Annotated in this window: 21 protein-coding genes; 17 read left to right on the top strand and 4 right to left on the bottom strand. The window is 59.9% G+C overall.

The window, feature by feature from the left end; translation table 11 throughout:
• The first annotated feature begins 400 nt into the window (after window positions 1-400).
• From BINDI_RS00505 to BINDI_RS07245, 3 genes are read left to right on the top strand one after another with little or no spacing between them, the layout of a single operon-like run.
• Entirely contained in the window at window positions 401-4,444 is a 4,044-nt protein-coding gene (locus tag BINDI_RS00505) for an Ig-like domain-containing protein (protein WP_158332577.1), read from the top strand.
• 10 nt (window positions 4,445-4,454) lie between these two features.
• Window positions 4,455-5,393, top strand: coding sequence for an aldo/keto reductase (locus BINDI_RS00510; RefSeq protein ID WP_033491754.1), 939 nt, complete (start codon window positions 4,455-4,457; stop codon window positions 5,391-5,393).
• A 43-nt stretch (window positions 5,394-5,436) separates the two neighbouring features.
• Window positions 5,437-5,682: a hypothetical protein gene (locus BINDI_RS07245; RefSeq protein ID WP_033491753.1), complete on the top strand. Its 246-nt coding sequence runs from the start codon at window positions 5,437-5,439 to the stop codon at window positions 5,680-5,682.
• Between the two features lie 37 nt (window positions 5,683-5,719).
• On the opposite strand, the gene BINDI_RS00520 is transcribed toward BINDI_RS07245, so the two are convergent.
• Together BINDI_RS00520 and BINDI_RS00525 are read right to left on the bottom strand one after the other, a co-directional pair.
• Window positions 5,720-6,565, bottom strand: a complete 846-nt coding sequence (locus BINDI_RS00520) for a nitroreductase family protein (RefSeq protein ID WP_081830725.1) — start codon at window positions 6,563-6,565, stop codon at window positions 5,720-5,722.
• A gap of 208 nt (window positions 6,566-6,773) precedes the next feature.
• Window positions 6,774-7,130, bottom strand: coding sequence for a DUF4235 domain-containing protein (locus tag BINDI_RS00525; RefSeq protein ID WP_033491756.1), 357 nt, complete (start codon window positions 7,128-7,130; stop codon window positions 6,774-6,776).
• 69 nt (window positions 7,131-7,199) lie between these two features.
• Here BINDI_RS00525 and BINDI_RS00530 point away from each other — a divergent pair, with 69 nt between their 5' ends.
• On the top strand, window positions 7,200-7,901 hold the full coding sequence (locus tag BINDI_RS00530) for a histidine phosphatase family protein (RefSeq protein ID WP_033491752.1): 702 nt from the start codon (window positions 7,200-7,202) through the stop codon (window positions 7,899-7,901).
• Between the two features lie 280 nt (window positions 7,902-8,181).
• Entirely contained in the window at window positions 8,182-9,519 is a 1,338-nt protein-coding gene (locus BINDI_RS00535) for an ABC transporter substrate-binding protein (protein ID WP_033491751.1), read from the top strand.
• Between the two features lie 14 nt (window positions 9,520-9,533).
• Here the strand turns inward: BINDI_RS00535 and BINDI_RS00540 are convergent, their stop codons facing one another.
• Complete coding sequence (locus BINDI_RS00540; protein WP_033491755.1) at window positions 9,534-10,547, bottom strand: LacI family DNA-binding transcriptional regulator; 1,014 nt, start codon at window positions 10,545-10,547, stop codon at window positions 9,534-9,536.
• Between the two features lie 266 nt (window positions 10,548-10,813).
• Between BINDI_RS00540 and BINDI_RS00545 the strand changes: the two genes are divergently transcribed.
• From BINDI_RS00545 to BINDI_RS00580, 8 genes are all read left to right on the top strand, one after another.
• Window positions 10,814-11,668 carry a carbohydrate ABC transporter permease gene (locus BINDI_RS00545; RefSeq protein ID WP_033491750.1) on the top strand — a complete coding sequence of 285 codons (855 nt, stop codon included), beginning with the start codon at window positions 10,814-10,816 and terminating at the stop codon, window positions 11,666-11,668.
• Entirely contained in the window at window positions 11,665-12,501 is an 837-nt protein-coding gene (locus tag BINDI_RS00550; RefSeq protein ID WP_041031326.1) for a carbohydrate ABC transporter permease, read from the top strand. Before BINDI_RS00545 ends, BINDI_RS00550 begins: the two co-directional genes overlap by 4 nt.
• Before the next feature lie 152 nt (window positions 12,502-12,653).
• Window positions 12,654-13,328, top strand: coding sequence for a YesL family protein (locus tag BINDI_RS00555; protein ID WP_033491771.1), 675 nt, complete (start codon window positions 12,654-12,656; stop codon window positions 13,326-13,328).
• Window positions 13,329-13,339: 11 nt separating this feature from the next.
• Window positions 13,340-14,392 (top strand): LacI family DNA-binding transcriptional regulator, encoded by a 1,053-nt coding sequence (locus BINDI_RS00560; RefSeq protein WP_033491769.1) that lies wholly within the window; start codon window positions 13,340-13,342, stop codon window positions 14,390-14,392.
• A 176-nt stretch (window positions 14,393-14,568) separates the two neighbouring features.
• The gene (locus BINDI_RS00565) at window positions 14,569-15,963 is read left to right on the top strand and encodes a glycoside hydrolase family protein (protein ID WP_033491768.1); all 1,395 of its coding nucleotides are present in this window, start codon (window positions 14,569-14,571) and stop codon (window positions 15,961-15,963) included.
• A gap of 177 nt (window positions 15,964-16,140) precedes the next feature.
• Window positions 16,141-17,454 (top strand): ABC transporter substrate-binding protein, encoded by a 1,314-nt coding sequence (locus BINDI_RS00570; protein ID WP_081830726.1) that lies wholly within the window; start codon window positions 16,141-16,143, stop codon window positions 17,452-17,454.
• 97 nt (window positions 17,455-17,551) lie between these two features.
• Window positions 17,552-18,406 (top strand): carbohydrate ABC transporter permease, encoded by an 855-nt coding sequence (locus tag BINDI_RS00575; protein WP_033491765.1) that lies wholly within the window; start codon window positions 17,552-17,554, stop codon window positions 18,404-18,406.
• Complete coding sequence (locus tag BINDI_RS00580; protein ID WP_041031327.1) at window positions 18,403-19,239, top strand: carbohydrate ABC transporter permease; 837 nt, start codon at window positions 18,403-18,405, stop codon at window positions 19,237-19,239. Before BINDI_RS00575 ends, BINDI_RS00580 begins: the two co-directional genes overlap by 4 nt.
• Before the next feature lie 87 nt (window positions 19,240-19,326).
• Here the strand turns inward: BINDI_RS00580 and BINDI_RS00585 are convergent, their stop codons facing one another.
• Entirely contained in the window at window positions 19,327-21,102 is a 1,776-nt protein-coding gene (locus BINDI_RS00585; protein ID WP_033491734.1) for a glycoside hydrolase family 13 protein, read from the bottom strand.
• A 447-nt stretch (window positions 21,103-21,549) separates the two neighbouring features.
• On the opposite strand from BINDI_RS00585, the gene dnaK reads away from it, so the two are divergent.
• From dnaK to BINDI_RS00605, 4 genes are all read left to right on the top strand, one after another.
• Complete coding sequence (gene dnaK, locus BINDI_RS00590; protein WP_033491733.1) at window positions 21,550-23,424, top strand: molecular chaperone DnaK; 1,875 nt, start codon at window positions 21,550-21,552, stop codon at window positions 23,422-23,424.
• A gap of 1 nt (window position 23,425) precedes the next feature.
• On the top strand, window positions 23,426-24,202 hold the full coding sequence (gene grpE / locus BINDI_RS00595) for a nucleotide exchange factor GrpE (protein WP_033491731.1): 777 nt from the start codon (window positions 23,426-23,428) through the stop codon (window positions 24,200-24,202).
• A gap of 143 nt (window positions 24,203-24,345) precedes the next feature.
• Window positions 24,346-25,365: a DnaJ C-terminal domain-containing protein gene (locus BINDI_RS00600; protein ID WP_033491730.1), complete on the top strand. Its 1,020-nt coding sequence runs from the start codon at window positions 24,346-24,348 to the stop codon at window positions 25,363-25,365.
• 120 nt (window positions 25,366-25,485) lie between these two features.
• Window positions 25,486-26,055 carry a heat shock protein transcriptional repressor HspR gene (locus BINDI_RS00605; RefSeq protein WP_033491748.1) on the top strand — a complete coding sequence of 190 codons (570 nt, stop codon included), beginning with the start codon at window positions 25,486-25,488 and terminating at the stop codon, window positions 26,053-26,055.
• The last annotated feature ends 158 nt before the right edge of the window (window positions 26,056-26,213 follow it).

A 26,213-nucleotide genomic window follows, 5' to 3' on the forward strand; every position in this document is an offset into this window, starting at 1 on the left:
ACATACCCCGACACAACAACCCACAACGCTGCGGGACCCACTCCTCACAGCACAAACGCCACAACACCGACTGTTGCCGGCTTCGGATGCCCGGGCGGCCCGAAAGTTCGGTAGAAGCACCTCGCAATGAAGCGACGGGTTGCAACAGAATGAAAAAGCTGTGCTTTAAAATGAGGGCCGTCATATAATTCTTAGCGGTGGTGCGGTGATCAATGCTGAAACCGCATGACTCCAGTAACAGGTGAAGCATATCCATCGCGAAGTTCAGGGGGGAACAGGCATGAATGGGAATAGGAATATCCACACGGGGCCAGGAGATCGAGATTGGTTGACTGCCGCAGGAGAGGCGACGCGATGGACGGTCCCTTCGTTCCCTGCAATCCTGATTGCCCTGGCAACTTTGGTTTCCTTGGTGCTTACAGGGCTGATTGGTCCCGTCCATGCCGCGGCCGCTGAGGAGGCCGCTGGTGGCGTACCCTCTGAGGGTGGCAATGGCCGGACCTTTACCTCGGTTGGTGTGTCACAGACCGGCAGGACCTATTACGTTGATTCTCTGCACGGTAATGACGCCAATGATGGTCTGGAACCGACGCGGGCCTGGAAGTCCCTGGGCAAGGTCTCCGCAACGACGTTCGTTCCCGGTGACCATATCCTCCTTGAGTCGGGGTCGACCTGGCAGGGGCAGGTACGGCCGAAGGGGGATGGGAATGGTTCCGAACGGATTGTTCTGGATTTCTACACCCGCAAGGCGGATGGGTCCGCATCATATGAGGCGGGGCGACGCCCTGTCATCAACGGTGGGGGAACCTACGGTTCGGGCTCCTTCAAACGGTATGTGTCGGGTGCGGTGCAACTGACGAACCAGGAGTATTGGACCATCAGGAATCTTGAGGTCACCAATTCCCCGGAACCGAACAACCCCGAAGGTTATAAGAAGCATGGTGATGCCCAGAGGGTCGGGATACTCCTGCTGGGATTCGGGCAGAACAGGATGCTTGAATCCGATACGGTCGAGAACTGCTACGTTCATGATGTGCAATCGGAGTACTACCTCCAGGCCAGGAGGGAAGGCAAGTCGCAGACCCTCAAGGCCGTGGGAGGCATCATCGCCTTGGGGCACTGGGTCGATCAGGATGGGCGAACCCTGGGTAAAGGAGTGACCAATACAGGCTTCCACAACCTGACCATACAGAACAACATCGTTCAACGGGTGGGCCTCGAAGGCATACGGACCAAGGCGGACAGTTCCAATGACTCATCCCCTGGGCTCTTCGAGAAGGTCACTATCAGGAACAACTACCTGGAGGATATTGCCGGCGATGCCATTGTCATCTCAGAGAACAAGGCGCAGGGGCTGGTTGAGGGCAATACCGTGGTGCGGGCCTGCAACGCGGACTACGGAACCGAGAACTACGCGGCCATCTGGGCCATGGCCAGCAAGGACGTCCTCCTTCAGTTCAACGAGGTCTACGGCAATACCCATGGGTATAACGACGGCGAGGCCTTCGACATCGATATGGGCTGCGACCGAATCACCTACCAATACAATTACAGCCACAACAACGGTGGTGGCTTCATGCTCCTCATGAGCAACCAGACCAACTCCGTCATCCGCTACAACATCTCGGTGAACGACGGGGCGGGGAACTCGGGCACCAATGCGGCCGGCCCTGGTCACGGCTCCTACGATTACAAGGAGCAGAGCCTCTTCCATTACTGGATTTCCGATCCGGGTGCCAGCATGCCGCAGATATACAACAACACCTTCTACGTGGGTGACGGGGTCTCGACCTCCCTCTTCGGGGAGGGCAACTCCGGCGACAATTCCGGTACCATTGCCCACTTCACCAACAACATCCTCTACAAGACTGGCTCGGGAAGTCTGAAGTTCCTGGCGGCGTATCCGCCTGACGGCAGTCGGCCCATAGAGCACAGACTGCATGGCAACCCGGGTGACTTCATCAAGCACAATCTGATCTGGCCCGACACCGTCCCAACCGCTGCCAGCGGAACCACCGTTGAGGAACTGGAGGCGTCCGGGAACGTCTTCCAGACCCCGAAGCTGGTCATTGACCAGAACTCAGATGCAGCCGAGGCGATCCGGAACCAACTCGGCACCACCCTTTCCAACCCTGAAACGTCTCTTCCCTGGTCTGACCAGGTCGACCGGATGCGTACGCGGGCTTCCCTTTTCAGGATCCAGGCGGACAGCCCCGCGGTTGCGGCCGGTATCAGGATGGAAGGCGCACCGGACCAGGACATGTTCGGAGGCAGCACGAAAGACCGGGGCATCGATATTGGGGCCACCCAGGTCTCCAACCACGAGATCGCCACCAGGTATGAGATTCCTGAGACCAGGGTCAACACCTTTGCAGGGGTCTATCCTGCCTTGCCGGAGACCCTGAAGGTGACGGTCAGGGAGTCGTCCGGTGGAACCATGACCGAGAAGGTGACCAACATGCCGGTTACCTGGGACCAGCTCAACCTCAGCCAGTTCGGTCAGGCGGGAGAGTTTACGGTTGCAGGCAGGATTCCGGGCATTCCCGACCAGGCCAAAGCCTCCGTGACTGTGACAGGGCAGGTGGGTTCGGGCCGAAACAGGGACGTCAGGTCCCTGGCTGGTCAAGCGGCCACTGTAGAACGTGGCTCAAGCGAGGCCATAGGCGCCAAGCCCGGGACCTCGTCCAAGGCCACGGGGGACAAGTACCCATTCGGTGTCTCCTATTCGAACAACCTGGTCCTGAAGCTGAAGAACTCGTCTTCGGCCTCCTACAACCGTCGTTTCTATGTCAAGGTCGATCCCTCCGCCTATCCCGGACAGGCCGACCAGATCAAGAAGGCCAAGCTGCGGGTCTACCTGTCCAGGTTCGACATCAACAACAACGCGGGGAGCACTGATGCGGAAAGATTGAACAACACCGCCTTCAGTGTCGACGTTTACAAAACCGATCCCGGCTGGGACCAAAGCACCCTGACCTGGGCCAACGGCCCACTCAATGCCGAGGTGACCGAAGCCAACCATCGTCCTCTGGGGTCCGGTGAGACCATCCCCGACTACGCCGTACTCCGACCCGGAGCCCATCAGGTCTTCACCAATAAGGAGATCATCGACAACGGGTATGCCGTCGACATCGATGTGACCTCGATTGTCCGAAGCATGGGCGGATCACGGCTTACGGGTCCGGTCAGCTTCCTGGTCGACATACCGATGAGTGATACCCCGAACTTCAATCGCGATAACGGTGGCTTCGATGCCTTCTCGGTGGAAGGGGCCCGGCAGGCCTATGCCGACTTCCAGAGCGGCCTGCTGACCATTCCCGCCGGGGTGAGCAAGCCCACTGATGAACACAGTCTGGCACCGCAGCTCCTCGTTTCCGATGCCTACATCACCTCGGTGGGGGCCGTTTCGGTTACCTCCAAGCCTGGCCAGGTGCCGAATCTGCCGGATACCATCATGGTCGGCTATTCCGACGGGAAGTTCATCAGGGAGACTGTGGACTGGAAGGTCGACCCGTCCCTGCTTACCCAGGATGGTGTCTATACGGTGCAGGGAAGGATCCGGGACGATACCACCATGGTCGGGGCCAAGGTCACGGTCAAGTCGGATCCAATCACCTCCTTCGAACCCCTTCCCGTTTTGGATAAGCCCGTTGGGCTGGCAAGGCAGGAGCTGGGTATGCCCACGAAGGTCAAGGCCAACCTGGCATCAGGCGAACGGGTTGAACTGACCGTGACCGGCTGGGACGATGACCCCTCCAACTACACGGAGAAGAGCGCTCCAGGCACCTATCGCTTCCCGGGGGGTGTCAGTCTGCCCATGGGTATCAGCAATCCCCTGAACCTGAAGCCGATTCAGGAGGTCCGTACCCACCCCAGGCCAGAAACTGTGGAGTTGGGAGTGAAACGCCCTGAGGTCATCCGTGGCAAGACGGCCCGGGTTTCCTTCAAGATTCACGCGGCGGCCCCTTTTCCGAAGCTTGATGATTGGGGTAAGGGGGTCGTCTGGACCATTACGCCCGTGGGGACAGGCCAGGGGCTGCGGCAAAACCTGCCCACGGTTGACTCTCGCGGGCGGGTGCGGACCTACCGGGACACGCCTCTGGGGTCCTATAGGGTCACGGTAACCAGCACCCGGATTGCGACGGTTGCGGGGTCCGTTGAGATTCGTGTGGTTGCCCGGTCCGGCAAGGCTTCTCTGACGCAGAAGCTGAACCGAACCAGGGCCGTCACCCCCTCGGCAGTCCACCGGCTCATGGCTGCCGGTGATGTTTCATCGAGGGCCGCCCTGGTCGATGTTGAACGACTCGGCGACGATTCCGAGGCGGTCCTGCCCTCACCGGATGCAACCCTTCCGGGGATGCGGCCCTCTTGTCAAGTGGGCACCTTGCGGATGAGCGCAAATCGTAGGGGTGCGGCGATAGGATTGCACCAGCTGGATTTCTAAGGAAGAAACAATGAAATATATGAATATCGGGGTCTCGGGTGTAAAGGCCTCCCGCGTGGCTCTGGGGGCCATGCGGATTGACACCAAGTCGCCCGAAGAGGCCGCCGCGATCGTCCAATCGGCCTTGGATGCGGGAATCGACTATTTCGATACAGCGGATTGCTACCACAATGGCGAGAGCAGCAGGGTGTTGGGTCGGGCCCTGAGGGATCTCTGCATCGACCGGTCAGATGTCGGCATCCAGACCAAGGTCGGCATCTTCCGTGACCCGGACAGTGACAAGATCACCAGGTATGACTTCTCGGCCGAGCATCTGATTGCGGCCGTTGACCAGGAACTGGAGAACCTCCAGACGGACTACGTCGATTACCTGCTCCTGCACAGGCCGGATACCCTGGTCGAGCTGGACCAGCTGGCAGAGGCCTTCAATGTCATGCAGGCCTCGGGGAAGGTTCGCCATTTCGGTGTCAGCAATGTCAACCCCATGCAGGTCGAACTTCTCCAGAGCGCGGTCAGTCAGAGGCTGGACGTCAACCAACTGCAGTTCGGGCTGGGGCACACCGGTATGGTCCAGCAGGAATTCCACGTCAATATGATTGATGCGCCCAGCCTGGATCATGATGGTGGGTTGATTTCCTACTCCCGCCTGAAGCACATGACCATTCAGGCATGGAGTCCCTTCCAGACGGGGTTCTTCGAGGGGGTCTTCATTGATAATCCCAAGTTCCCGGAGCTGAATGACCGCCTGGAGCAGGTGGCCGGGAAGTACGGCGTCAGCAAGAGCGCCATCGCTGTGGCCTGGATTCTTCGTCACCCCGCCGGCATGCAGGTTCTGCTAGGGTCCATGACCCCATCCCGCATTACCGAGATGGCCGCCGGGGCAGATGTGGAACTGACCGCCCAGGAGTGGTATGACCTCTACCTGTCTGCCGGGAACGACCTTCCTTAAGGCGATTTCGGCAGGTTGAGAGGTTCGGTCTTCAAGGTATTCCATGCACTACTTCACTCCCAAGCGATGCGCCAGCACGTCGAAAATCATGTATCACGACAAGACGAAGGCGCTTCGAGCCGCCGATCAGAGTCTGGTCGAGCGAGGTGCCCGGCTCTGGGTGTACCGATGCCAGTACTGCGGTACCTGGCATCTGACCAGCCGTGAGCCGGGATCCTACGCCCGGGTGCCCCTCAATCAGCAGTTGAAACCGCATTCGCGGAAGAAGGGGTACAAACCAAGACGTTGAAATATGAGGTCCGGTCGGTGCAGTGCTGCCCGGTCGGTCAGCGGTTCATATCGAAACCCTGGGCTTGGATGGAGGGGAGCATGGGCTCATGGTCCCCCTTGGGATTGCAGGATTTATCGGCCATGATCTGGCTGAAAGCCTTGCGCGGCGCATCCAGCTGGCGCAGGTCCCGGTAATAGAGTCTGACCGCTTCATCGAAGTCCTTAAGTGCCCGCTCTGCCTCGCCGGGCCTCTCGGACTGGCCATAGGAGTTGAGGAATATCTGCGCGGCCCGTGGCATGCGCGGCTTCAATGGTGGGTCCTGGTCGGGGTGGCCGATGGCCAGGCCCAGCACCGGGTAGACCAGGCGGGGCAGGTCAAGCAGGTCGATCAGTCCTTCCACATCGTTGATGACGCTGCCCAGGATGACGGAGCCCAGGCCCAGTGAGTTGGCGGCCGTCTCCATGGCATGCAGGGCAAGAACGGCATCATTCTGGGATTGCAGGAAGGCATATCCCGTATTGAGCACAAACGTATCTGCATCGATGTCAACCCCTTCTTGCCGGGCCAGGTCGGCATTGCGACGCTGGTCGGCGAGGAAGATGTACAGAAGGGGTGCCTGGGACACGTAATCCTGGTGAGCCATGTCGGCAATGGCCCGGGCCTTGTCGGAATCGGTGATGCGGATGGCGGACCATTCGTTGAAGTACCGGCTGGTGGCTGCATGTTGGGCCGTCTCCTCCAGAACGGCAACCGTGTCAGGGTCGATTGCCTCATCGGTGAAGGAGCGGATGGTCCTGCGGTTGAGCAGGGTATCGATGGTCCGGTTGCGGACGGTCCTCTCGTATTCGGCGGATTCTCCGCCCTTCCCGGCCTCACCGGGAGACTGTATTGAAGTGGTCATGGTGTCATTGTGTCCATCGCGGCAGAAGGGACACAAGAACCGAGAGGTTAATCTTGCTCAGAGAATAGTGACATATATCCAATTGCGCCCGGTATCCCTGACGGCTGCGCCTTGAATCGGATTTACCGCAGAACATGGAATCCGCCACGCGACCTGCACCGGTCCGATACTTGGTGGGCAGGTTGCGGCAGTGCGGGTACTCCGGGGCTTACCGATGGCGCTTGTCGATCAGGGCCTGGGAGCCGCGTCCGATCAGCTCGGATGCCAGGGTGGTCACGGCCGCCGAAAGTACCGCAAAGAGCAGTCCGGCAGTCGCGCTCTCCTGGTCGCCCTCTTCGGTGTCCACGCCACCATTGCGCTTGCGGACCAGACTGCCCCAAAAGGCCTGGAAGAGTTTGCCGGCCACCAGACCTGCGATGCTGGGGAGGGCGAACTTCATGACCTTGTCCATAAGGGTTTCCGGATCTGACTCGACTGAAGAGCGCATTTGGTTCACCTTGTCATCTATACGGTGGAATACGCCGACCAGGTGGTCGGCCTGATTGCCCGATTCATGCTCTGCCATGCTCATATGGCCATTATTCCACGGATGTGGATGGAGCGGTGGCGTTGAAGCCGGTGATAGAGTTGCACCATGGCTACTGTAGATCAAGCCGCAGGCAAGGAGGCCTCGGAAACCGGTTGTTTGGTACTGCTCAGGCATGGGCAGACGGCCTGGAGCCTCAGTGGACAATACACCGGCAGAACGGACATCCCCCTGACCGAGGAGGGTGAGCGGCAGGCGGCTGCTGCGGGGGTTCGACTTTCGTCGGACTTCCCCGAAGGATTCGATGCCGGTTGCGTGTTCGTCAGCCCCCTGATGAGGGCAAGGCAGACGGCCCGGCTGTCCGGATTCGACCGGTTCGAGATCATGCCTGAACTGGTTGAACGGGATTATGGCCACGCTGAAGGACGCAGAAGGCGGGATATCCAGCGTCATCTTGGACGGGATTGGGATGTATGGACCGATGACCCTTCGGTCCTGACCCATGACGGCAGTGGTGACCGGCAGGAGGTCTTGCCGGACGGTTCGTTGGTCCAGGTTCGGGTCACCGGGGGAGAGAGCCTGGCTGCGGCGGCTGCCCGCACGCGCGGAATCATCGAGAGGGTGGCACCTCTGGTCGATGAGGGCCGTCGGGTTCTTCTGGTCTCCCACGCGCACATTTTGAGGGTGCTGGCCACCCAGTGGATGGGGCTGAACCCCTCTGCGGCGAAACTGATGAGACTCTATACGGCGCATTACGGAGTTCTGGGGAACTACCAGGGGGACAGGGTTCTCAAGACCTGGAACTGCTGAGAGTGAATGAAGGCAGGGCAGGAAGGCAACCGGTTCGGTCCACCTAGTTATGCAAACGTTTGTAGAAAAGCTGGATGAACTTCTTGCGAGCCTCCGTGAAGCCGCTCTCCGAATGGCTTTGAATATAGGGAGAACAGCACACAAGGAAATGCCAGCGTTTGCATTTCCTGGAATAATGTGGAAAATATAAGGTACCGAAGGATCCTGGAAACCAAAGAAGGCCTTCCGGCCTTATGGACTGGTCGCTTATGAGCGGGCGGCCGAAGAGAAAGGTTCGAAGATGAATCATCACGTAAGACAAGTGGTCACGGTACTGGCCACAGCAGCCATGGCCGTGGGGGCCCTGTCGGGGTGCGGGTCGTCCGGCACTACGGCCAACGAGGATGGGGGCAAGGTCTACTTCCTCAACTCCAAGCCCGAAGTATCGGATCAGTGGAAACAGATAGCGGAGGAGTACACCAAGGAGACCGGTGTGCCCGTTACGGTGGAGACCGCGGCCGCGGGAACCTACCAGCAGACCCTGAAGTCCGAGTTCGCCAAGTCCGAACCGCCCACCCTCTTCCAGCTGTCGGGCCCCGTGGACCTGGAGACCTGGAAGGACTTCACTGCCGACCTGACCGACATGGACATCTACAAGCAGCTCAAGGATCCCGCCCTGGCACTCAAGTCGGCCGAAACCGGCAAACCGGTGGGCGTCCCCTTCGTCATCGAGAGTTTCGGTCTGATCTACAACAAGGACATCCTGGCCAAGTACGTCAAGCTCCCCGGTGCAGCGGTCAAGTCCGTGAATGACATCGACTCCTTCGACAAGCTCAAGGCCGTCACCGACGATATGCAGAAGCGTAAGGATGACCTGGGCATCAAGGGCGCCTTCACCTCGGCAGGTTTCGACTCGAGCTCCATATGGCGCTACGACACCCACCTGGCCAACATGCCGCTCGACAGGGAGTTCAAGGACGACGGAATCACGGCGGAGCCCGCCACCGTCAAGGGCACCTATATGCCCCAGTTCAAGAACATCTTCGACCTGTACCTGACGGATTCCACCACTCCGCGCTCGCAGCTGAGCGGAAAGACCAGCGATGATGCCAACTCGGAATTCGCCCTTGGTGAGGCCGCCTTCTACCAGAACGGAACCTGGTCCTGGACGGACCTGCAGAACGCCGGAATGGAGGCCGACCAGGTGGGCATGATTCCCATCTACATGGGTATGCCCGATGAAGCCAAGCAGGGTCTGGCCACCGGTTCCGCCCAGTACTGGTGCCTGAACAAGAAGGCGACGGACAAGAACCTCAAAGCCACCAAGGACTTCCTCAAGTGGATGATCACCTCCGAGCGGGGCAAAGAGTCCATCGCCAAGGACATGGGCTTCACCACGCCATTCAAGACCTTCGACAAGGTCAAGACCGACAACCCCTTGGTGGAGGCCATGAACAAGGATATGGACTCCGATAAGGACCGTGTGGGTTGGAGTTTCACCATGGTGCCCTCCGAGCGCTGGAAGGATGACCTGGGCAACGCCATGCTGGAGTATGCGCAGGGAACAGCCGACTGGGATGGTGTCGAGAAGGCCTTCGTGGACAACTGGACCAAGGAGTACCAGGCCAACAAGCAGTGATGTGGGCTGCCGGGTCAGTCGCTGGTTCCGCCTGGTGCGGCCGTGGATGATCTGAGGACCAGTGTGGGGCTGACCAGGTCGTGTGGGTGTTCAAGCTCTCGACCCTCGATCAGCTCCAAGGTCTTCCCGGCCAGGGAGACGGCCATGTCATAGGGCTGCTGCCGAATGGTGGTCAGCCCTATGTCCTCGGCGAAGCGGCTGTCGTCGTACCCTATGACCGACATGTCGCCGGGCACCTTGATGCCGCACCGTTCAAGCTGGAATATCAGCGGAACAGCCAGGGAATCCTCCTGGCAGGCTATGCCGGTCGGCCTCTGGTCCAGATTCATCAACTGGGTCAGGACCTGGGGTATGGGGTTGTCGTCTGCGGGTGCCGCCAGGACGGTGGGCTCGATGCCCCTGCTTCTGCAGGCGGTGATGAATCCATCGAGACGGGCTTGAATGCTGAAGTGCAAGGAGGCGACCGGGGTGGAGCGGATGTACGCCAGTCGGCGATGCCCCAGCGCCATCAGGTGCTCGGCCGACAGTCTGCCCCCCTGTTCGTCATCGATGCGGGTGGAGGCCATGAAGCCGTCCTCCTCGGTCACGTTCAGGCTGACGATGGGCACATTGACACTGATTAGGCGCGAGATTTCAACCGGTTCGATATCGAAGGAGGTGACGATGACCGCATCCACATTGCGTTTGACCGGCAGCTCCTCGAAGAAGCGCCGGCGCGCCTGCCCGCTGGTGATCTGGCAGATGGATATGTCGTACCCCGCCTTGAGGAAAACGGAGTTGAACCCTTCCATGATGGTCGAGTTGAACCAGGTGTTCAGATGGTCGTTGATCAGGACGGCCACCCGCAGGGATTGCCCGGACTTGAGGGCCGTGGCCGATCTGGATATGGAGAAGTTCAACTCATCGGCGATGGCCAATACCTTGGCTCGCGTCCGTTCCGACACCAGGTCGGGCCGGGTGAAGGACCGGGAGACGGTCGATACGGACACCTTGGCCTGGCGGGCCACGTCCTGGATGGTCGACTCCATGAAGTGCTCCTCATCTGCATGCCGGGATGGAACTTCCTGCAAACGATTGCCGGGCTCCTCTCCGGGTAGGTCGATGATATCTCATCGGGGTGGAGATATACCGGGGCCGGTCTGGTGATGGGGATGGTATCCGGCCCGCCATAGGCGGCGTTTGAGGTGTAACCCTGGATTATGAAAAGCAGAACGAGGACTGCGGGAGGAAACGAAATGGCCATGCTTGTCCCACTGAGAGTAGGGAGGGAATCATGCACAACAAAAACAGAACTATGACAACAATGGCAGGGAAGACGATCCGAAAGTGGTGGGCACTGTTTTCGCTACCCACCCTGGCAGCCTTCGTCATAGGCTTCGTGGTGCCCTTCATCATGGGCATCTGGTTGAGTCTGTGCAGGTTCACCACCGTGACGGACGCCAAGTTCATCGGGTTCGGGAACTATTCGGCGGCCCTGGCGGATGCCGAGTTCTGGCATGCGCTCTGGTACACCATCGCCTTCACGATCATCACCACGGTGATTGTCAATGTGGCGGCCTTCGCCATTGCGGTCATGCTGACCAAGGCCATCCGGGGAGCCAACATCTTCAGGTCGGTCTTCTTCATGCCCAACCTGATCGGTGGCATCATCCTGGGTTACATCTGGATGCTCCTGCTCAATGGTGTCCTCCAGCATTGGGGGAAGTCCATCACCTTTTCGGGCACGTACGGGTTCTGGGGAATGGTCATCCTTATGTGCTGGCAGCAGATAGGCTACATGATGATCATCTACATAGCCGGGTTGCAGTCCATGCCCGGTGACGTGCTTGAAGCCGCCTCGGTCGATGGGGCCAGCAGGACCCAGACCCTCTTCCGCATCACCCTGCCATTGATGATGCCCTCCATCACGGTCTGCACCTTCCTTTCGGTCACCAACGGCTTCAAGATGTTCGACCAGAACCTGGCCCTGACCAACGGCGCCCCCTCCAATACCTCCGAACTGGTCGCCCTGAACATCTACCGGACCTTCTACGGGCGTGCCGGCTTCGAGGGCGTGGGCCAGGCCAAGGCCGTGATCTTCTTCATCATCGTGGCCATCATTGCGGTCATCCAGAACAAGCTCACCACCAGCAAGGAGGTCTCGGCATGAGCGACAAGGTCAAGCACTCGAAACTGTGGACCCTTTTCTTCACCCTGGTGTCCCTGCTGTGGATATTCCCCATCATCCTGGTCGTGGCCAACTCCTTCAAGAACAAGGCCTACATATCCCGCAACGCTTTCTCCATACCCACCGGCAAGACCTTCGTCGGCTTGGAGAACTATCGCCGTGGCGTCGAGAGGACCAACCTCTTCGCCAGTTTCGGTTGGACGGTCGTGGTGACCGTCGGTTCCGTCCTCCTGATCCTGCTCTGCACCTCCATGTGCGCCTGGTGGATCGTCAGGGTCAACAACCACTTCGCGAAGTTCCTGTATGTGCTCTTCCTCTTCAACATGGTGGTTCCCTTCCAGATGGTCATGTTCACCCTCTCCAAGATGGCCGATCTGACCGGTCTGAACACCCCCTGGGGTCTCTGGATCATCTATCTGGGGTTCGGTGCGGGTCTGGCCGTCTTCATCTTCACCGGCGTCATCAAGGGAATCCCGCAGGAGCTGGAGGAGTCCGCCATGATGGATGGGGCCAGCGTGCCCAGGATATTCTTCCAGATCGTGGTTCCTATTATGAAGCCGTCGATTGTGTCGGTGGCGATTTTGGAGGCCATGTGGATTTGGAATGACTTCCTGTTGCCGTATCTGACGTTGGATATGCGCAGGTACAAGACGATGAGTATCGCCATCCAGTATCTGAAGGGCGGGTACGGCAGTGTCGACATGGGTGCGATGATGGGTTGCCTGGTCCTGGCCATCATCCCGATCGTGGTCTTCTATCTGATCTGCCAGAAGTACATCATCAAGGGAGTCCTCGCAGGAGCCGTCAAAGGCTGAGCCCACGATGGCGGTCGGGATCGACGAGGGCTCATGCCCATCGTCGGTCCCAGTCTTTGGTTGCGGGTGAGATGGGATGGATAACGATTCCGGTTCGCCCGCCGGCAGGTTGCCGGCATTCCTGGTTCCCGGCCCACCCCTAGGAGGTGACGATGCAGTTCCTGTCTCCGGACTCCGGATTCATGCGTGGTCTATCGGATGCCATCGATGCGATATGGATCAACATCCTCATGCTGGTATGCAGCATTCCCCTGTTCACCATAGGCGCCGCCCTTTCGGCGGGGTTCGATGCGGCCAGGCGGGATCTCGATGGTGTCGGGCACGTAACGGCCAACTACCTGCGTGCCTTCAAGGACAACTTCGTCAAGGCCACGTTGATCTGGTTGGTTTTCGGGTCGACTCTGGCGGCACTGGTCTATGCCTGGGTGGTCCTGCAGATCACGCCCCTGCTTATTGTCAAATTCGCCCTCACCATCATCTGGGCCATCGGTTTTGAATGGGTATGGGCCCTGCAGGCCCGATTCGAGAACGACCCCGGCCACACCATGCTCAATGCGTGGATTTTCGGCCTGTCCAATATCGGTAGAACCCTGGCTCTGGTGGGTATGGACCTGGTCTATCTGGCTCTTGTGGCGGCCTCCTGGGTCTATATGCCCCAGGGGCTGTTCCTGCTGATTGTTCTGGGGTATGGGACCCTGATCATGCTTCATACCCCTGTTCTGGAGGGGGTGTTCGTCCGATATGTCGGGAAAGCCACTGCTTCCGAAGGGCTGGACCCCTCCCGGGAAACAAATGCGGGAGTCGATGGCATCCCTGACCGCGATTAGGATTGACGGGTATGGTCACACTTCAGGATGTCGCCCGGGCGGCAGGTGTTTCGATCGCGACGGCATCTTGGGCGGTCAATGACAACAAGAACGTCAGAATACCGGAATCCACCAGACGCAAGGTGCGCAAGGTCGCCCAGGAGCTGGGGTACCGGCAGAATGCCATGGCCCGAAGTCTGGCGAGGGGTCAGTCTGACCTGATTGGTTTCATCAGTGATGGGGTCGCCACCTCCCCCTTTGCCGGGCAGGTCATTCAAGGGGCCCAGGATGAGGCCTGGCGCAACGGGAAGATTCTTCTGGTGGTGGACACCAATGGTGATGCCGGGATGGAGCGTCGGGCCTGCTCCTTCATGCTGGAGCGGCAGGTGGAGGGGATTGCATACTCCTCCTGGGTCCATCATGCGGTTCGTCCGCCGCGGGATCTGGACAAGGTGAACTCGGTGCTGGTCAACTGCTTTGATTCGGAGGGGCGTTTCCCTGCCGTGGTCCCCGACGAGGTCCAGGGCGGTAGGGCGGCCACGGACCTTCTTCTCCAGGCCGGTCATCGGCGGATATCCTTCGTCAACGCCGTGGACCCCTCGCCGGCCTCGCAGGGCAGGCTACAGGGGTATCGCGATGCCCTGGCCGCTGCCGGTGTCGCTTATGACCCCAATCTTGTGATTCGTTGTGCCGCCGATCAGGAGGGTGGGTACGGAGTCGTCGAGCAGGTTCTGGCCTCCGGGGCCACGGCCGTTTTCTGCCACAATGACCGCACCGCCATGGGGCTTTTTGACGCCTTGCGTGAGCGCGGGCTTCATGTGCCCGAGGATCTGTCGGTGGTCGGCTTCGATAACCAGGAGATCATCTCCGCCCACCTGCATCCGGCCCTTTCCACGGTCGGGCTTCCCCAGTATGACCTGGGTGTTCTGGGAATCAGGACCCTCCTTGAGAGGGGCGCGGAGGAAGGTGCCGAGGACGCTGAGGATGGAGAGGGCTCCGCTCTTGCCTATAAGCCCATCCGGGTCACCTGCCCAACGGTCGTGAGGCGTTCCATCCGCAATCTGGCACCGGTATCCGAGGTCTGACGCGGCCTGTCCATCTGCCGCCATTCGAGGGCCGACTCAGTTGAGTTGACATTTGACGACCGCTATCTATAATTGTTGCTTAATCGCTTAAACGGTGTGAGGGGCCTAGTTCCCCGGTTGGCTGTTGAGGCGGATATCAAGTATTTCGGGTCCATGGTTGTACCGGAAAGGGCGCAATGACGAAACTGTATTATCAATTCCCCGGCACCTGGTTCGGAGACTGCATGCCTTTCGGCAAGGGTGACGAGTTCTTCCTCTTCCATCAGAGGGATGACCGCGATCCCATTCCCTTCGGGCAGCCTTTCGGCTGGGCGCTGGCGACCACCAAGGACTTCGTCCACTACAAGGACTGCGGTATCGCCATCCCCCGTGGGGGTGACGATGAGCAGGACCAGTTCATCTATGCAGGCAGCATCTTCCAGGGTGAGGGCCGCTACCATGCCTTCTATACGGGGTACAACCGGGACTACCCGGCGCAGGGTAAGGCATCCCAGGTCCTCATGCATGCGGTAAGCGACGACCTCTATCACTGGACCAAAACCCAGGATGCCCTGACCTTCACCCCCCAGGAGGGATACGATCCCGATGACTGGCGCGATCCCTGGGTAATCAGGGATGAGGAGAACGACAGGTACCTGCTGATTCTGGGGGCCCGTAAACAGGGGCCCAAGACCCGGCAGACCGGCCGGACGGTGGCCTTCACTTCGAAGGATCTTGAACACTGGACCTTCGAGGGTGATTTCTGGGCCCCGGACCTGTACACCATGCATGAAATGCCGGATCTCTTCAGGATCGGCGACTGGTGGTACCACATCGTGACCGAGTACAGCGACAAGCATGGCATGGTCTATCGGATGGCACGGGATCTTGAGGGGCCCTGGACGGCTCCGGTCGATGATGCCTTCGATGGCAGCGCCTACTACGCAGGCCGAACCTTCGAGCTCAACGGCAAGCGTGTTCTCTTCGGCTGGGTGGCCACCAAGGAGAACGACGATGATGCCGCCAACTATGAGTGGGGTGGCACCTTTGTGCCGCATCAGGTCTACCAGCGTCCTGATGGATCCCTCGGTGTGCAACCGGTGGATACGCTTTGGGATTCCTTCGCCGACCGCCGGTCCCTGCCCGATCTTGAGCTGCACTCCGATGGTGGCAGGACCGAGCAGGTCCTGGCTCGTGGATGCGGTGACCTGATCGCCCTGGAGGCGGACGTGCGCTTTTCCGAAGGTACGCGTTCCCTGGGGTTGCGGATCTACGAGAACGAGGAAACCGGGGAATCCTATCAGTTCCACTTCAAGGTGGGGGAGAACCGCTACCTGTTCGAGGGCAATCCCAACTATCCCTGGTTCACCAACATGAACATCGGCCTGGAGCGCCCCATTCAACTTGAGGCGGGCCGGGACTACCACCTGCAGCTTGTCGTTGACGACACCATCGCCACACTCTATGTGGATGGGGTGGCCCTCAACGCAAGGATGTACCACCACTATGGTGACAGCCTGGGTCTGTTCGTCACGGAAGGTGGCCTGCAGGTGTCCAACGTATCCGTATCCACCAAACTGAAGGAGGGGTAAGACCCGGAGAAAAGCCGTCGGAGCCGGTGTCCGTCGATGAAGTCCGACACCGGCCCATCTCACACAGGCCGGCATCAGTGCCTGTGTCTATTTAGCTTAAGCGTTTATTCATGACCATGACGGTCAGGAGTAATTCGCCCGATAAGGTAGTCGGTCACAAAAGTGATGGAGTGAATCATGAGGAAAAGCATCAAAGCCCTGGCTGTCCTTGGGGTACTGACCATGTCTGTGAGCGGCCTGGCCGCCTGCGGTGGTTCCCAGGCCAGCGCCGACAAGGGGCACGTCTACTACTTGAGCGCCAAGCCCGAGCAGCAGGATGAATTCAAGGATCTGGCCAAGCAGTTCACCAAGGATACCGGCATACCGGTCGATGTGTCGGTGGCCTCTTCCGGCACCTACGAGCAGTCGCTCAAGAGCGAGCTGGCCAAGTCCAACGCCCCGACCATGTTCGATGTGGACAACAACGATTTCCAGAACTGGTCCGGGTACTACAACGACATGTCCAAGACCGGCATCTACAAGGATCTGAAGAACCAGGACTTCGCTCTGAAGCTCGACAATAAGGTCATCGCGGTGCCCTACGTCATGGAGCGTTACGGAATCATCTACAACAAGTCCCTGATGAAGCAGTACTTCTCCGCAGACTGGTCCTCGATCAAGTCCATCGAGGAAATCGATAACTTCAAGGCCCTGAAGACCGTCGCTGATGAGATTCAGGATCACAAGGACGCCCTTGGTGTCAAGGGTGCCTTCAGTTCGGCCGGTTTCGACTCCAGCTCCAGCAAGCGCTTCGGCGATCAGCTGGCCCACATCCCGGTCTATTACGAGTACAGGGATCAGAACACCGAGGAAGAGCCGCCGACCATCTCCGGCAAATACATGGACAACTTCAAGAACATCTTCGATCTCTACCTGAAGGACTCCACCACCAAGCCCTCCCAGCTTTCCAGCGCCACCATGGATGACTCCAACAGCGAGTTCTCCACAAAGCAGGCCGTATTCCTCCAGAACGGCTCCTGGGGGTATCCCCAGATCAAGGACCAGGATGTCCCCGACGAGGACATCGGTGTGCTCCCCATCTATATGGGTGTACCCGGTGAGGAGAAGCAGGGTCTGACCGTCAGCTTCATGTACTTCGCCACCAACAACAAGTCCTCGGAGAAGGACAAGGAGGCCACGAACCAGTTCCTCGATTACATCCTCAACAATGACGATGCCAGGAAGATCGTGACCGACGACATGGGCTTCGAAACCCCCTTCAAGTCCTACGAAAAGGCCGGCTTCAAGTCCAAGAACCCGGTCCAGCGCGCCAATGATGCCTATGCCAAGGCCGGCGACTACGACACGGTCATCCATCCTCTGCCCTCCGCCCAATGGGTGGCTTCGCTGAGCGACGCCATGCTGGAGTATGCCCAGGGGACCGGTGACTGGGCCAAGGTCAATACCGCCTTCGTGGACGGCTGGGCCACCGAGTACAAGACCACGCACTGAGGAATCCACCGGATCGGCCGTCCGGAGACTGTGCGGCCGGCCGATCCGGACTCCTCTTTATCGGGTGGTGTTTCATTGAGAAGATTGGGAGGTTCCCATGATTTCCATGGTAGGTAAATCAATCAGGCGTTGGTGGGCGCTCTTCACCATCCCCACCCTGGCGGCTTTCGTCGTTGGATTCGTGGTGCCGTTCGTCATGGGTATCTGGCTGAGCCTGTGTCGGTTCACGACGGTGACCGACGCCTCCTTCATCGGTCTGGGGAACTACTCCCAGGCCATCTCGGATCCGGAGTTCTGGCATTCGATGCTCTATACGCTGGCCTTCACCGTCGTGACCACCGTCATCATCAACGTTCTGGGATTCGCTGTGGCCTACATGCTGACCAAGGCCATCCGGGGGGCCAACATCTTCAGGTCGGTCTTCTTCATGCCCAACCTGATAGGCGGCATCATCCTGGGGTATATCTGGCTGCTCCTGCTCAATGGGGTCCTCGGCAGGTGGGGGCGTTCCATCACCTACTCGGGGGTATATGGCTTCTGGGGCATGGTCATGCTCTACTGCTGGCAGCAGATAGGCTACATGATGATCATCTACATAGCCGGGTTGCAGTCCCTGCCGGGTGACGTGATCGAGGCCGCCTCGGTCGACGGGGCCAATGGACGGCAGCGTCTGTTCCATATCACCCTGCCGCTGATGATGCCCTCCATCACGGTGTGCACCTTCCTGACCATGACCAACGGCTTCAAGATGTTCGACCAGAACCTGGCCCTGACCAACGGCGCCCCCTCCAATACCTCCGAATTGCTGGCCCTGAACATCTACCGGACCTTCTACGGACGGACGGGCTTCGAGGGTGTGGGGCAGGCCAAGGCCGTGATCTTCTTCGTGATCGTGGCCATCATCGCGGTCATTCAGAACCGACTCACCACCAGTAAGGAGGTGGCGGCATGAGCGGCAAGGTCAAGCACTCCTGGCTCTGGACCCTTTTCTTCACCCTGGTGTCCCTGCTGTGGATATTCCCCATCGTTCTGGTGGTCATCAACTCGTTCAAGAACAAGGCCTACATATCCCGTGATGCCTTTTCCATACCGACCGGACGGGCCTTCGTCGGCTTCCAGAACTACACCAGGGGAGTGGACCGGACCAATCTCCTGGCCAGCTTCGGTTGGACGGTCGTGGTGACCGTCGGTTCCGTCCTCCTGATCCTGCTCTGCACCTCCATGTGCGCCTGGTGGATCGTCAGGGTCAACAACTGGGCCGCCAAAGGCTTGTATCTGCTCTTCCTCTTCAACATGATCGTGCCCTTCCAGATGGTCATGTTCACGCTTTCCAAGCTCGCAGACATGTTGGGGCTCAATACCCCCTGGGGTCTTTGGATTGTATATCTGGGGTTCGGTGCGGGTCTGGCCGTCTTCATCTTCACCGGTGTCATCAAGGGCATACCCCAGGAGCTGGAGGAATCGGCCATGATTGATGGCGCCAGCATCCCGAGAACCTTCTTCGGCATCGTGGTTCCGATTATGAAGCCGTCGATTGTGTCGGTGGCGATTTTGGAGGCCATGTGGATTTGGAATGACTTCCTGTTGCCGTATCTGACGTTGGATATGCGCAGGTACAAGACGATGAGTATCGCCATCCAGTATCTGAAGGGCGGGTACGGCAGTGTCGACATGGGTGCGATGATGGGTTGCCTGGTCCTGGCCATCATCCCGATCGTGGTCTTCTATCTGATCTGCCAGAAGTACATCATCAAGGGAGTCCTCGCAGGAGCCGTCAAAGGCTGAGCGGTTTCCTGGTTGGTGGTTCAAGGAGGGGCGGCCCCGGAGAATATCCCCGGGGCCGCCCCTCCTTGAACTCTGTAACGGACCGTCTTATCGGTTCTCGCCCGCGGGGCGAAGAACCCAGGCGGTGGTGTCCTGGGGCAGTCGGCCGTTCTCAAGCGGACCGGATGTCAGGACCGGTTCGCCCTCGGGCAGGTCCACGGGCTCTTCCGAGAAGTTGGTCAGGCAGACCAGCTCCCCCGCTGCTCCGTTCATCGTCGCCGCACGCCGATAGGAGAGGATGCCGGCCTCCTGGGTCAGGGCCTGCACGGTGGTGTCCCCGGTCGGCGTGAGCAGCTGGGCGCGCAGTTGCAAGGCCCTGCGGTAGAGATTGAGCATGGACTCGGGGTCCTGATCCTCATGGTCCACTGCAAAGTCCTCGAACCATAGCGGCTGGGGCAGGTGGGGGTCTGCGCAGTCCGAACCATCGGAGCGTTTGGCGGGCGAGAACCCGAAGGATGCACCCTGTCCGAAGGCAGGATCCCAGTCGCTCGGTGCGGGCTTGTCCCCCGCCTCCCAGGGAAGGGGAACCCTGCAACCGTCACGGCCTTTTTCGATATACTGCCGGCTGGTCCGGTGCGGAGTGGGGTCCTCCAGGCGGTCCCAGGGGATATCGGGAACCTCGAACAGACCCAGCTCCTCGCCCTGGTAGATGTATACGGAGCCGGGCAGGGCTGCTTCCAGCGCGAATCCGGCCCTGGCCCGCTTGGTTCCGAGGGGCCGATCCTCCCTGTAGGACTGCCCGTTTCGCAGGAGCCAGTCCTTGCCCAGCTGGTGGTAGTTGACGCTGTCGACCTGGGGAAGGGCGTAGCGGGTGGCCTGCCTGATCACGTCGTGGTTGCTCATGACCCAGGTGGTGGTCGATCCCGATTCGTCGGCCGAGACCAGGCCCTCATCGATGGCCCGGTAGAGGGCATCGCACTCCCAGTTGGCCTTGGCGAACTCGAAGTTGAATACCTGCCCAAGCTCCTCCTCGGATGCATAGAGGTGCTGATGTTCGGGCACGACCCATGCCTCGCCCACCGCGAACCGGTGGGGCTGGTACTCGTTGAACACCTGCCGCCACTCCCGATATATCTCGTGTACGTCGGGCCTGTCCCAGAGGGGGTGCTCGTAGTTGTGGTATTCGGACTGCTGCTGGATGGGCCAACGGTCCAGTTCCGCCAGTGGCCTGCTGTCCAGGTCCTTGGCCAGACCATGCGCCACGTCGATGCGGAAACCATCGGTGCCGTGATCCGACCAGAAGCGGAACACGTCCTTGAATTCCTCGTGGACATCAGGGTTCTTCCAGTTCAGGTCCGGCTGTTCCTTGGCGAAGATGTGCAGATACCACTCGCCGTCGTCGACCTGCTCCCAGGCCGATCCGCCGAAGAGCGACATCCACCCGTTCGGGGGCAGCTCGCCGTGCTCCCCCCTGCCCTTGCGGAAGATGTAGCGATCTCGTTCCGCGGAGCCCGCCCCTGCGGCCAGGGCCTGGCGGAACCACTTGTGCTGGTCCGAGGTGTGGTTGGGGACTATGTCGACGATGATCTTGAGTCCGGAATCGTGGGCGGCCTGGACCATCTGGTCGAAGTCGTCCATGGTGCCGAGCCGAGGGTCCACGTTCTTGTAATCCATCACGTCGTAGCCGCCGTCGGCCAGTTCGGAGGGGTAGAAGGGGGAGAGCCACACGGCATCAACCCCCAGGTCCTTCAGATACCCCATCTTCTCGGTGACTCCGCGGATGTCGCCGATTCCGTCGCCGTTCACGTCCTTGAAGCTCCGCGGGTATATCTGGTATACGACTGCCTGCTTCCACCAGTCATCGCTGAGGTTATTGTCTGTCATTGCTGTTTTCCTCCTTGAAATCCAGTTGGGTTGACATGCGAGGGTGCCCCGACTGCTGACAACGATATCAAGTGCTATACCCATCCAGGAAGCAGCGGTGTGGAGTCTCCATGATTTATCTATTTACTGGCTATGCTCGCCCATTTGCAATCTGGAATGCAATCTGGAATTCAGCAACCGTGGCTATTCCTACTGCAAACGTTGTCTATTACAGAAAATCGACCTGGGAGGAGTCGTTTCCGGGAGGACTGGTGAAAGGCGGGAATAATATTTGCGCAAGGAAGTTGAGTGATGTAGGCTCAAGTTTCGGAGTGGTCAGGTTGGCTGCTTGCCGGGACCGACGCGAGTCGGCCATCGGGACCACGAACGAAGCGCGAGTGGAAAACGTAGAAGACACCTGGTGCAGGGCATGGGTCCTGTACCGGAACTCATCAGGAGGTCATGAGTATGGGACGTGCAGTTGGCATCGATCTGGGAACCACCAATTCCTGCATTGCAACACTTGAAGGTGGCGAGCCCACGGTCATCGTGAACGCCGAGGGTGCCCGCACCACACCGTCGGTGGTGGCATTCAGCAAGTCCGGCGAGATTCTGGTCGGTGAGGTGGCCAAGCGTCAGGCCGTCACCAACGTCGACAGGACCATCAGCTCGGTCAAGCGCCACATGGGTACCGACTGGACCGTCGAAATCGACGGCAAGAAGTGGACCCCCCAGGAGATTTCGGCCCAGATCCTGATGAAGCTCAAGAGGGATGCCGAATCCTACCTGGGCGAGGCTGTCACCGACGCGGTCATCACCTGCCCTGCCTACTTCAATGACGCACAGCGTCAGGCCACCAAGGACGCCGGCAAGATTGCCGGACTGAACGTCCTGCGCATCATCAACGAGCCCACCGCCGCGGCCCTGGCCTACGGCCTGGAGAAGGGCAAGGAGGACGAGCGCATCCTGGTCTTCGATCTGGGTGGCGGCACCTTCGATGTCTCCCTGCTGGAGATCGGCAAGGACGACGACGGCTTCTCGACCATTCAGGTCCAGGCCACCAACGGCGACAACAAGCTGGGTGGTGACGACTGGGATCAGAAGATCATCGACTGGCTGGTCGGCGAGGTCAAGAACAAGTACAACGTGGACCTCTCCAAGGACAAGATTGCCCTGCAGAGGCTGAAGGAAGCGGCCGAGCAGGCCAAGAAGGAGCTGAGTTCCTCCTCTTCCACCAACATCTCCATGCAGTATCTCGCCATGACCCCCGACGGAACCCCCGTCCACCTGGACGAGAGCCTGACCAGGGCACGTTTCGAGGAGATGACCTCCGACCTGCTGGGTCGTTGCCGCACGCCGTTCAATAACGTGCTGCACGATGCCGGCATCGCGATCCAGGACATCGACCACGTGGTGCTGGTCGGTGGTTCCACCCGTATGCCCGCCGTCAAGGACCTGGTCAAGGAACTGACCGGCGGCAAGGAGGCCAACCAGACCGTCAACCCCGATGAGGTCGTGGCCGTCGGTGCCGCCGTCCAGTCGGGCGTCATCAAGGGCGACCGTAAGGATGTCCTCCTGATTGACGTGACCCCGCTTTCCCTGGGTATCGAGACCAAGGGCGGAATCATGACCAAGCTGATCGACCGCAACACGGCCATCCCGACCAAGCGCTCCGAGGTGTTCTCGACCGCTGAGGACAACCAGCCCTCCGTGCTGATTCAGGTCTACCAGGGTGAGCGTGAATTCGCCCGTGACAACAAGCCCCTGGGCACCTTCGAGCTGACCGGTATCGCCCCGGCACCCCGTGGTGTTCCTCAGATCGAGGTCACCTTCGATATCGACGCCAACGGCATCGTGCACGTCTCCGCCAAGGACAAGGGCACCGGCAAGGAACAGTCCATGACCATCACCGGCGGATCTGCCCTGCCCAAGGACGAGATCGACCGCATGGTCAAGGAGGCCGAGTCGCACGAGGCTGAAGACAAGCAGCGCCGTGAGGATGCCGACACCCGCAACGCCGCCGAGTCCGCCGCCTACCAGACCGAGAAGCTGGTCAACGACAACAAGGACAAGATCTCCGATGAGGTCGCCAAGGAGGTCACCGACAAGGTCAACGCCCTGAAGGAGGCCCTCAAGGGTGACGACATGGACAAGGTCAAGAACGCTCAGAGCGAACTGATGACCTCTGCCCAGAAGATCGGTGAGGCCCTCTACTCCCAGCAGGCGGCTGAGCAGGCCGCAGGAACCGCCGGGGACGGGTCCGCCCAGGCCTCCGATTCGTCCGATGACGACGTGGTTGATGCCGAGGTCGTGGATGACGACAAGAAGAAGGACGGCGAGTGATATGTCAGCCTTCGATAAGGATGACTATCTGAGTGGCATGGATGATGCCGAGTCGCTCAAGGGCGACACGGCATCATCCGGCCGGGCCGGGGGTGCGCCTGGCAACGGATCCGGGCAGTCCTCGGATGACCAGGCCGGCAGGGGGCGTCATGCCGCCAGGCCGGCAGAGGGTCAGGAGTCCGATGCCCAGACTTCCGAAGGCCAGGCCTCGTCTGCCCAGGCAAGGGGCAGGCATCAGGCTCCCGCGGCGGATGCCGGAGCATCGGATGGTGATGGCGCAGGCCGGGATTCCGGACAGGGCCATGAAGGTCAGGCCGGTGAATCCGCAGGTGAAGACGACCTGACCCCACTGGGTAAGGCCAAGAAGGAAGCGGCCGACTACCTGGATGCCCTGCAGCGTGAGCGTGCTGAGTTCGTCAACTTCCGCAACAGGACCAAGAAGGAACAGGACCTCTTCCGCCAGCATGGCATCATCGATGTCCTGACCGCCCTCCTGCCTGCCCTGGACGACATCGATCGGATCAGGGAGCACGGCCAGATGGACGATTCCTTCCAGGCCGTCGCCGCCAAGATCGACAAGACCTTCGAGAAGTTCGGGGTCGAGAAGTTCGGCGAGAAGGGCGAGGACTTCGACCCCACCAGGCACGAGGCCATCCTGCACAAGCCGGATTCCGAGGCCAGCAAGGAGACCGTTGACACGGTCGTCGAGGCCGGCTATCGAATTGGAGACAGGGTGATTCGGGCTGCCAGGGTAGTGGTGGTATCGCCAGAGCAATAGGCGACCGGTGATTGTGGACGATCCACATGGCGAACCGACGTCCGGAGTGTGCGGCGGCGAGGCGGGAATCTCCGCCCGCCGCCGCGCGCACAGATGACGGTTCTCAATCCGATATTCGTTACTTATGAGGAAAGGAGACATGGATGGCTGAGAATGAGTGGCTGAGCAAGGACTATTACAAGGTCCTTGGTGTCTCCAAGGACGCCAGCGATGCGGAAATCACCAAGGCATACCGCAAGCTTGCCCGCAAATACCATCCCGATCTCAATAAGACCAAGGAGGCCGAGGAGAGGTTCAAGGAAATCTCCGAAGCCTATGACGTGCTCAGCAACAAGGAGCAGCGTCAGAAGTATGATGCCATTCGCCAGTTCGGCATGGGAGGCGCTCGCTTTTCCGGAGGATCAGGCCAGAGCGGATTCAGTACCGATGCCTTCTCCGACATCTTCGGCTCCATGTTCGGGGCCGGTGGAGCACCGGGTAGTGGTGGAATCCACTTCGGTACAGGAGGGGGTCAGCCCGGCTTCTCCGATATCTTCTCCACCTTCGGTGGCGGAGGGGCCGCGGGCGGCAACCCGACGGGATTCAGCGGGTACGAGACCCGGCAGGAGGCCAGGCCCGTCAAGGGGCAGGACCGTAACTCCTCAATCAGTCTCTCCTTCCGGCAGGCCGTCAAAGGTGCCACGGTCTCGTTGAGCGTGGGCGGGTCCAAGTTCAAGACCCACATCCCGGCAGGGGTGCATGACGGGCAGAGGATTCGTCTTCCCGGCAAGGGTCGGCCCGGTAGCAACGGGGGCGCCAACGGTGATCTCTACCTGCAGATCAAGGTCGAGCCCAGCACCCGCTTCGGGATGGATGGCAAGGATCTGGTCATGGACCTCCCCGTCACCGTCTCCGAGGCTGCTTTGGGGGCCAAGGTCCAGGTACGTGATGTGGACGACCAGGTGGTCGCCTTCAAGGTGCCTGCCGGATCGTCCAGCGGCGATCAGGTCAGGGTGTCCGGCCATGGGGTTCAGGACAGGCGAGGCAACGGCGATCTGGTTGGCAGAATCAGGATACGGATGCCCGACAGACTCGGGTTGGCCCAGAAAAAGGCCATGCGTGAATTCGCCAAGGCCAGCCAGGACTTTGATGCCCAGGTGGCTGATGACCGCATGAAGATCTGAAGGCCGATTCATCGGCAACTTGTACCAGCCCCTCCCGGTCCCCTCCGGGAGAGGGCCTGGCACAGGTTGTGCGGAGAGGATCCGATTGTGGTGTGGGGGAACGGAAAGGGGATGAAGATCATGACACGGATAGACAGGGAGACCAGGCAGATGTACCTTGCCTGTGCCCAGGCCCTGGTCCGGGACCAGGTGAACCTGGATGCGGCTGATGACGCCGGCATGGACATCGAGCTTCCGGTCTTCAGTGTGGGTCAGGTGGCGACCCTAGCCGACATTCACCCGCAGACCCTCCGCCAGTATGACCGCCTGGGCCTGGTTGTGCCCGAACGGACCGAGGGGGGAGCGCGGCGTTACTCACTGCGTGACTTGGACCGGCTGACCCAGGCCCAGCATCTGAGTCAGGATGAATCCATCAACCTGGCAGGGGTGACCAGGATCCTGGCTCTGGCCGAGGAGAACCGCCAGTTGCGGCGGCAACTCAGACGTTCCAGGCAGGCCGAAGGCCCCAGCATATTCGCTGCCGCGGCGGATGGCCGGGTGGTCGAAATCAAACGTTCCGATAGCGCCCGCTTGTGGCGACAGGAGATAACGCACGAATACGGGCAATACTCGACCGGTGATTCCACCCATGGCGACAAGCCGCAGATGACCACCTCCAAGTCGCTGATTATCTGGGGGATGCACTCCTGACCCGCCGAGTCGGTTCCCTGCTCTGTGGTATTGTTGACAGGTTAGCCGCTTCCACTCAGGAATGCGGTTGATCGTCGCCTGAATGCTGTGATTGCCGGGAAATGCTGATTGCTTCCGCGAAATCCTCTGCTTTGCTCGCGGCTCGCGGGCTATCAACC

It is taken from the genome of Bifidobacterium [indicum] DSM 20214 = LMG 11587, assembly GCF_000706765.1.
In the GTDB taxonomy this organism is placed as follows: Bacteria; Actinomycetota; Actinomycetes; order Actinomycetales; family Bifidobacteriaceae; genus Bombiscardovia; species Bombiscardovia coryneformis.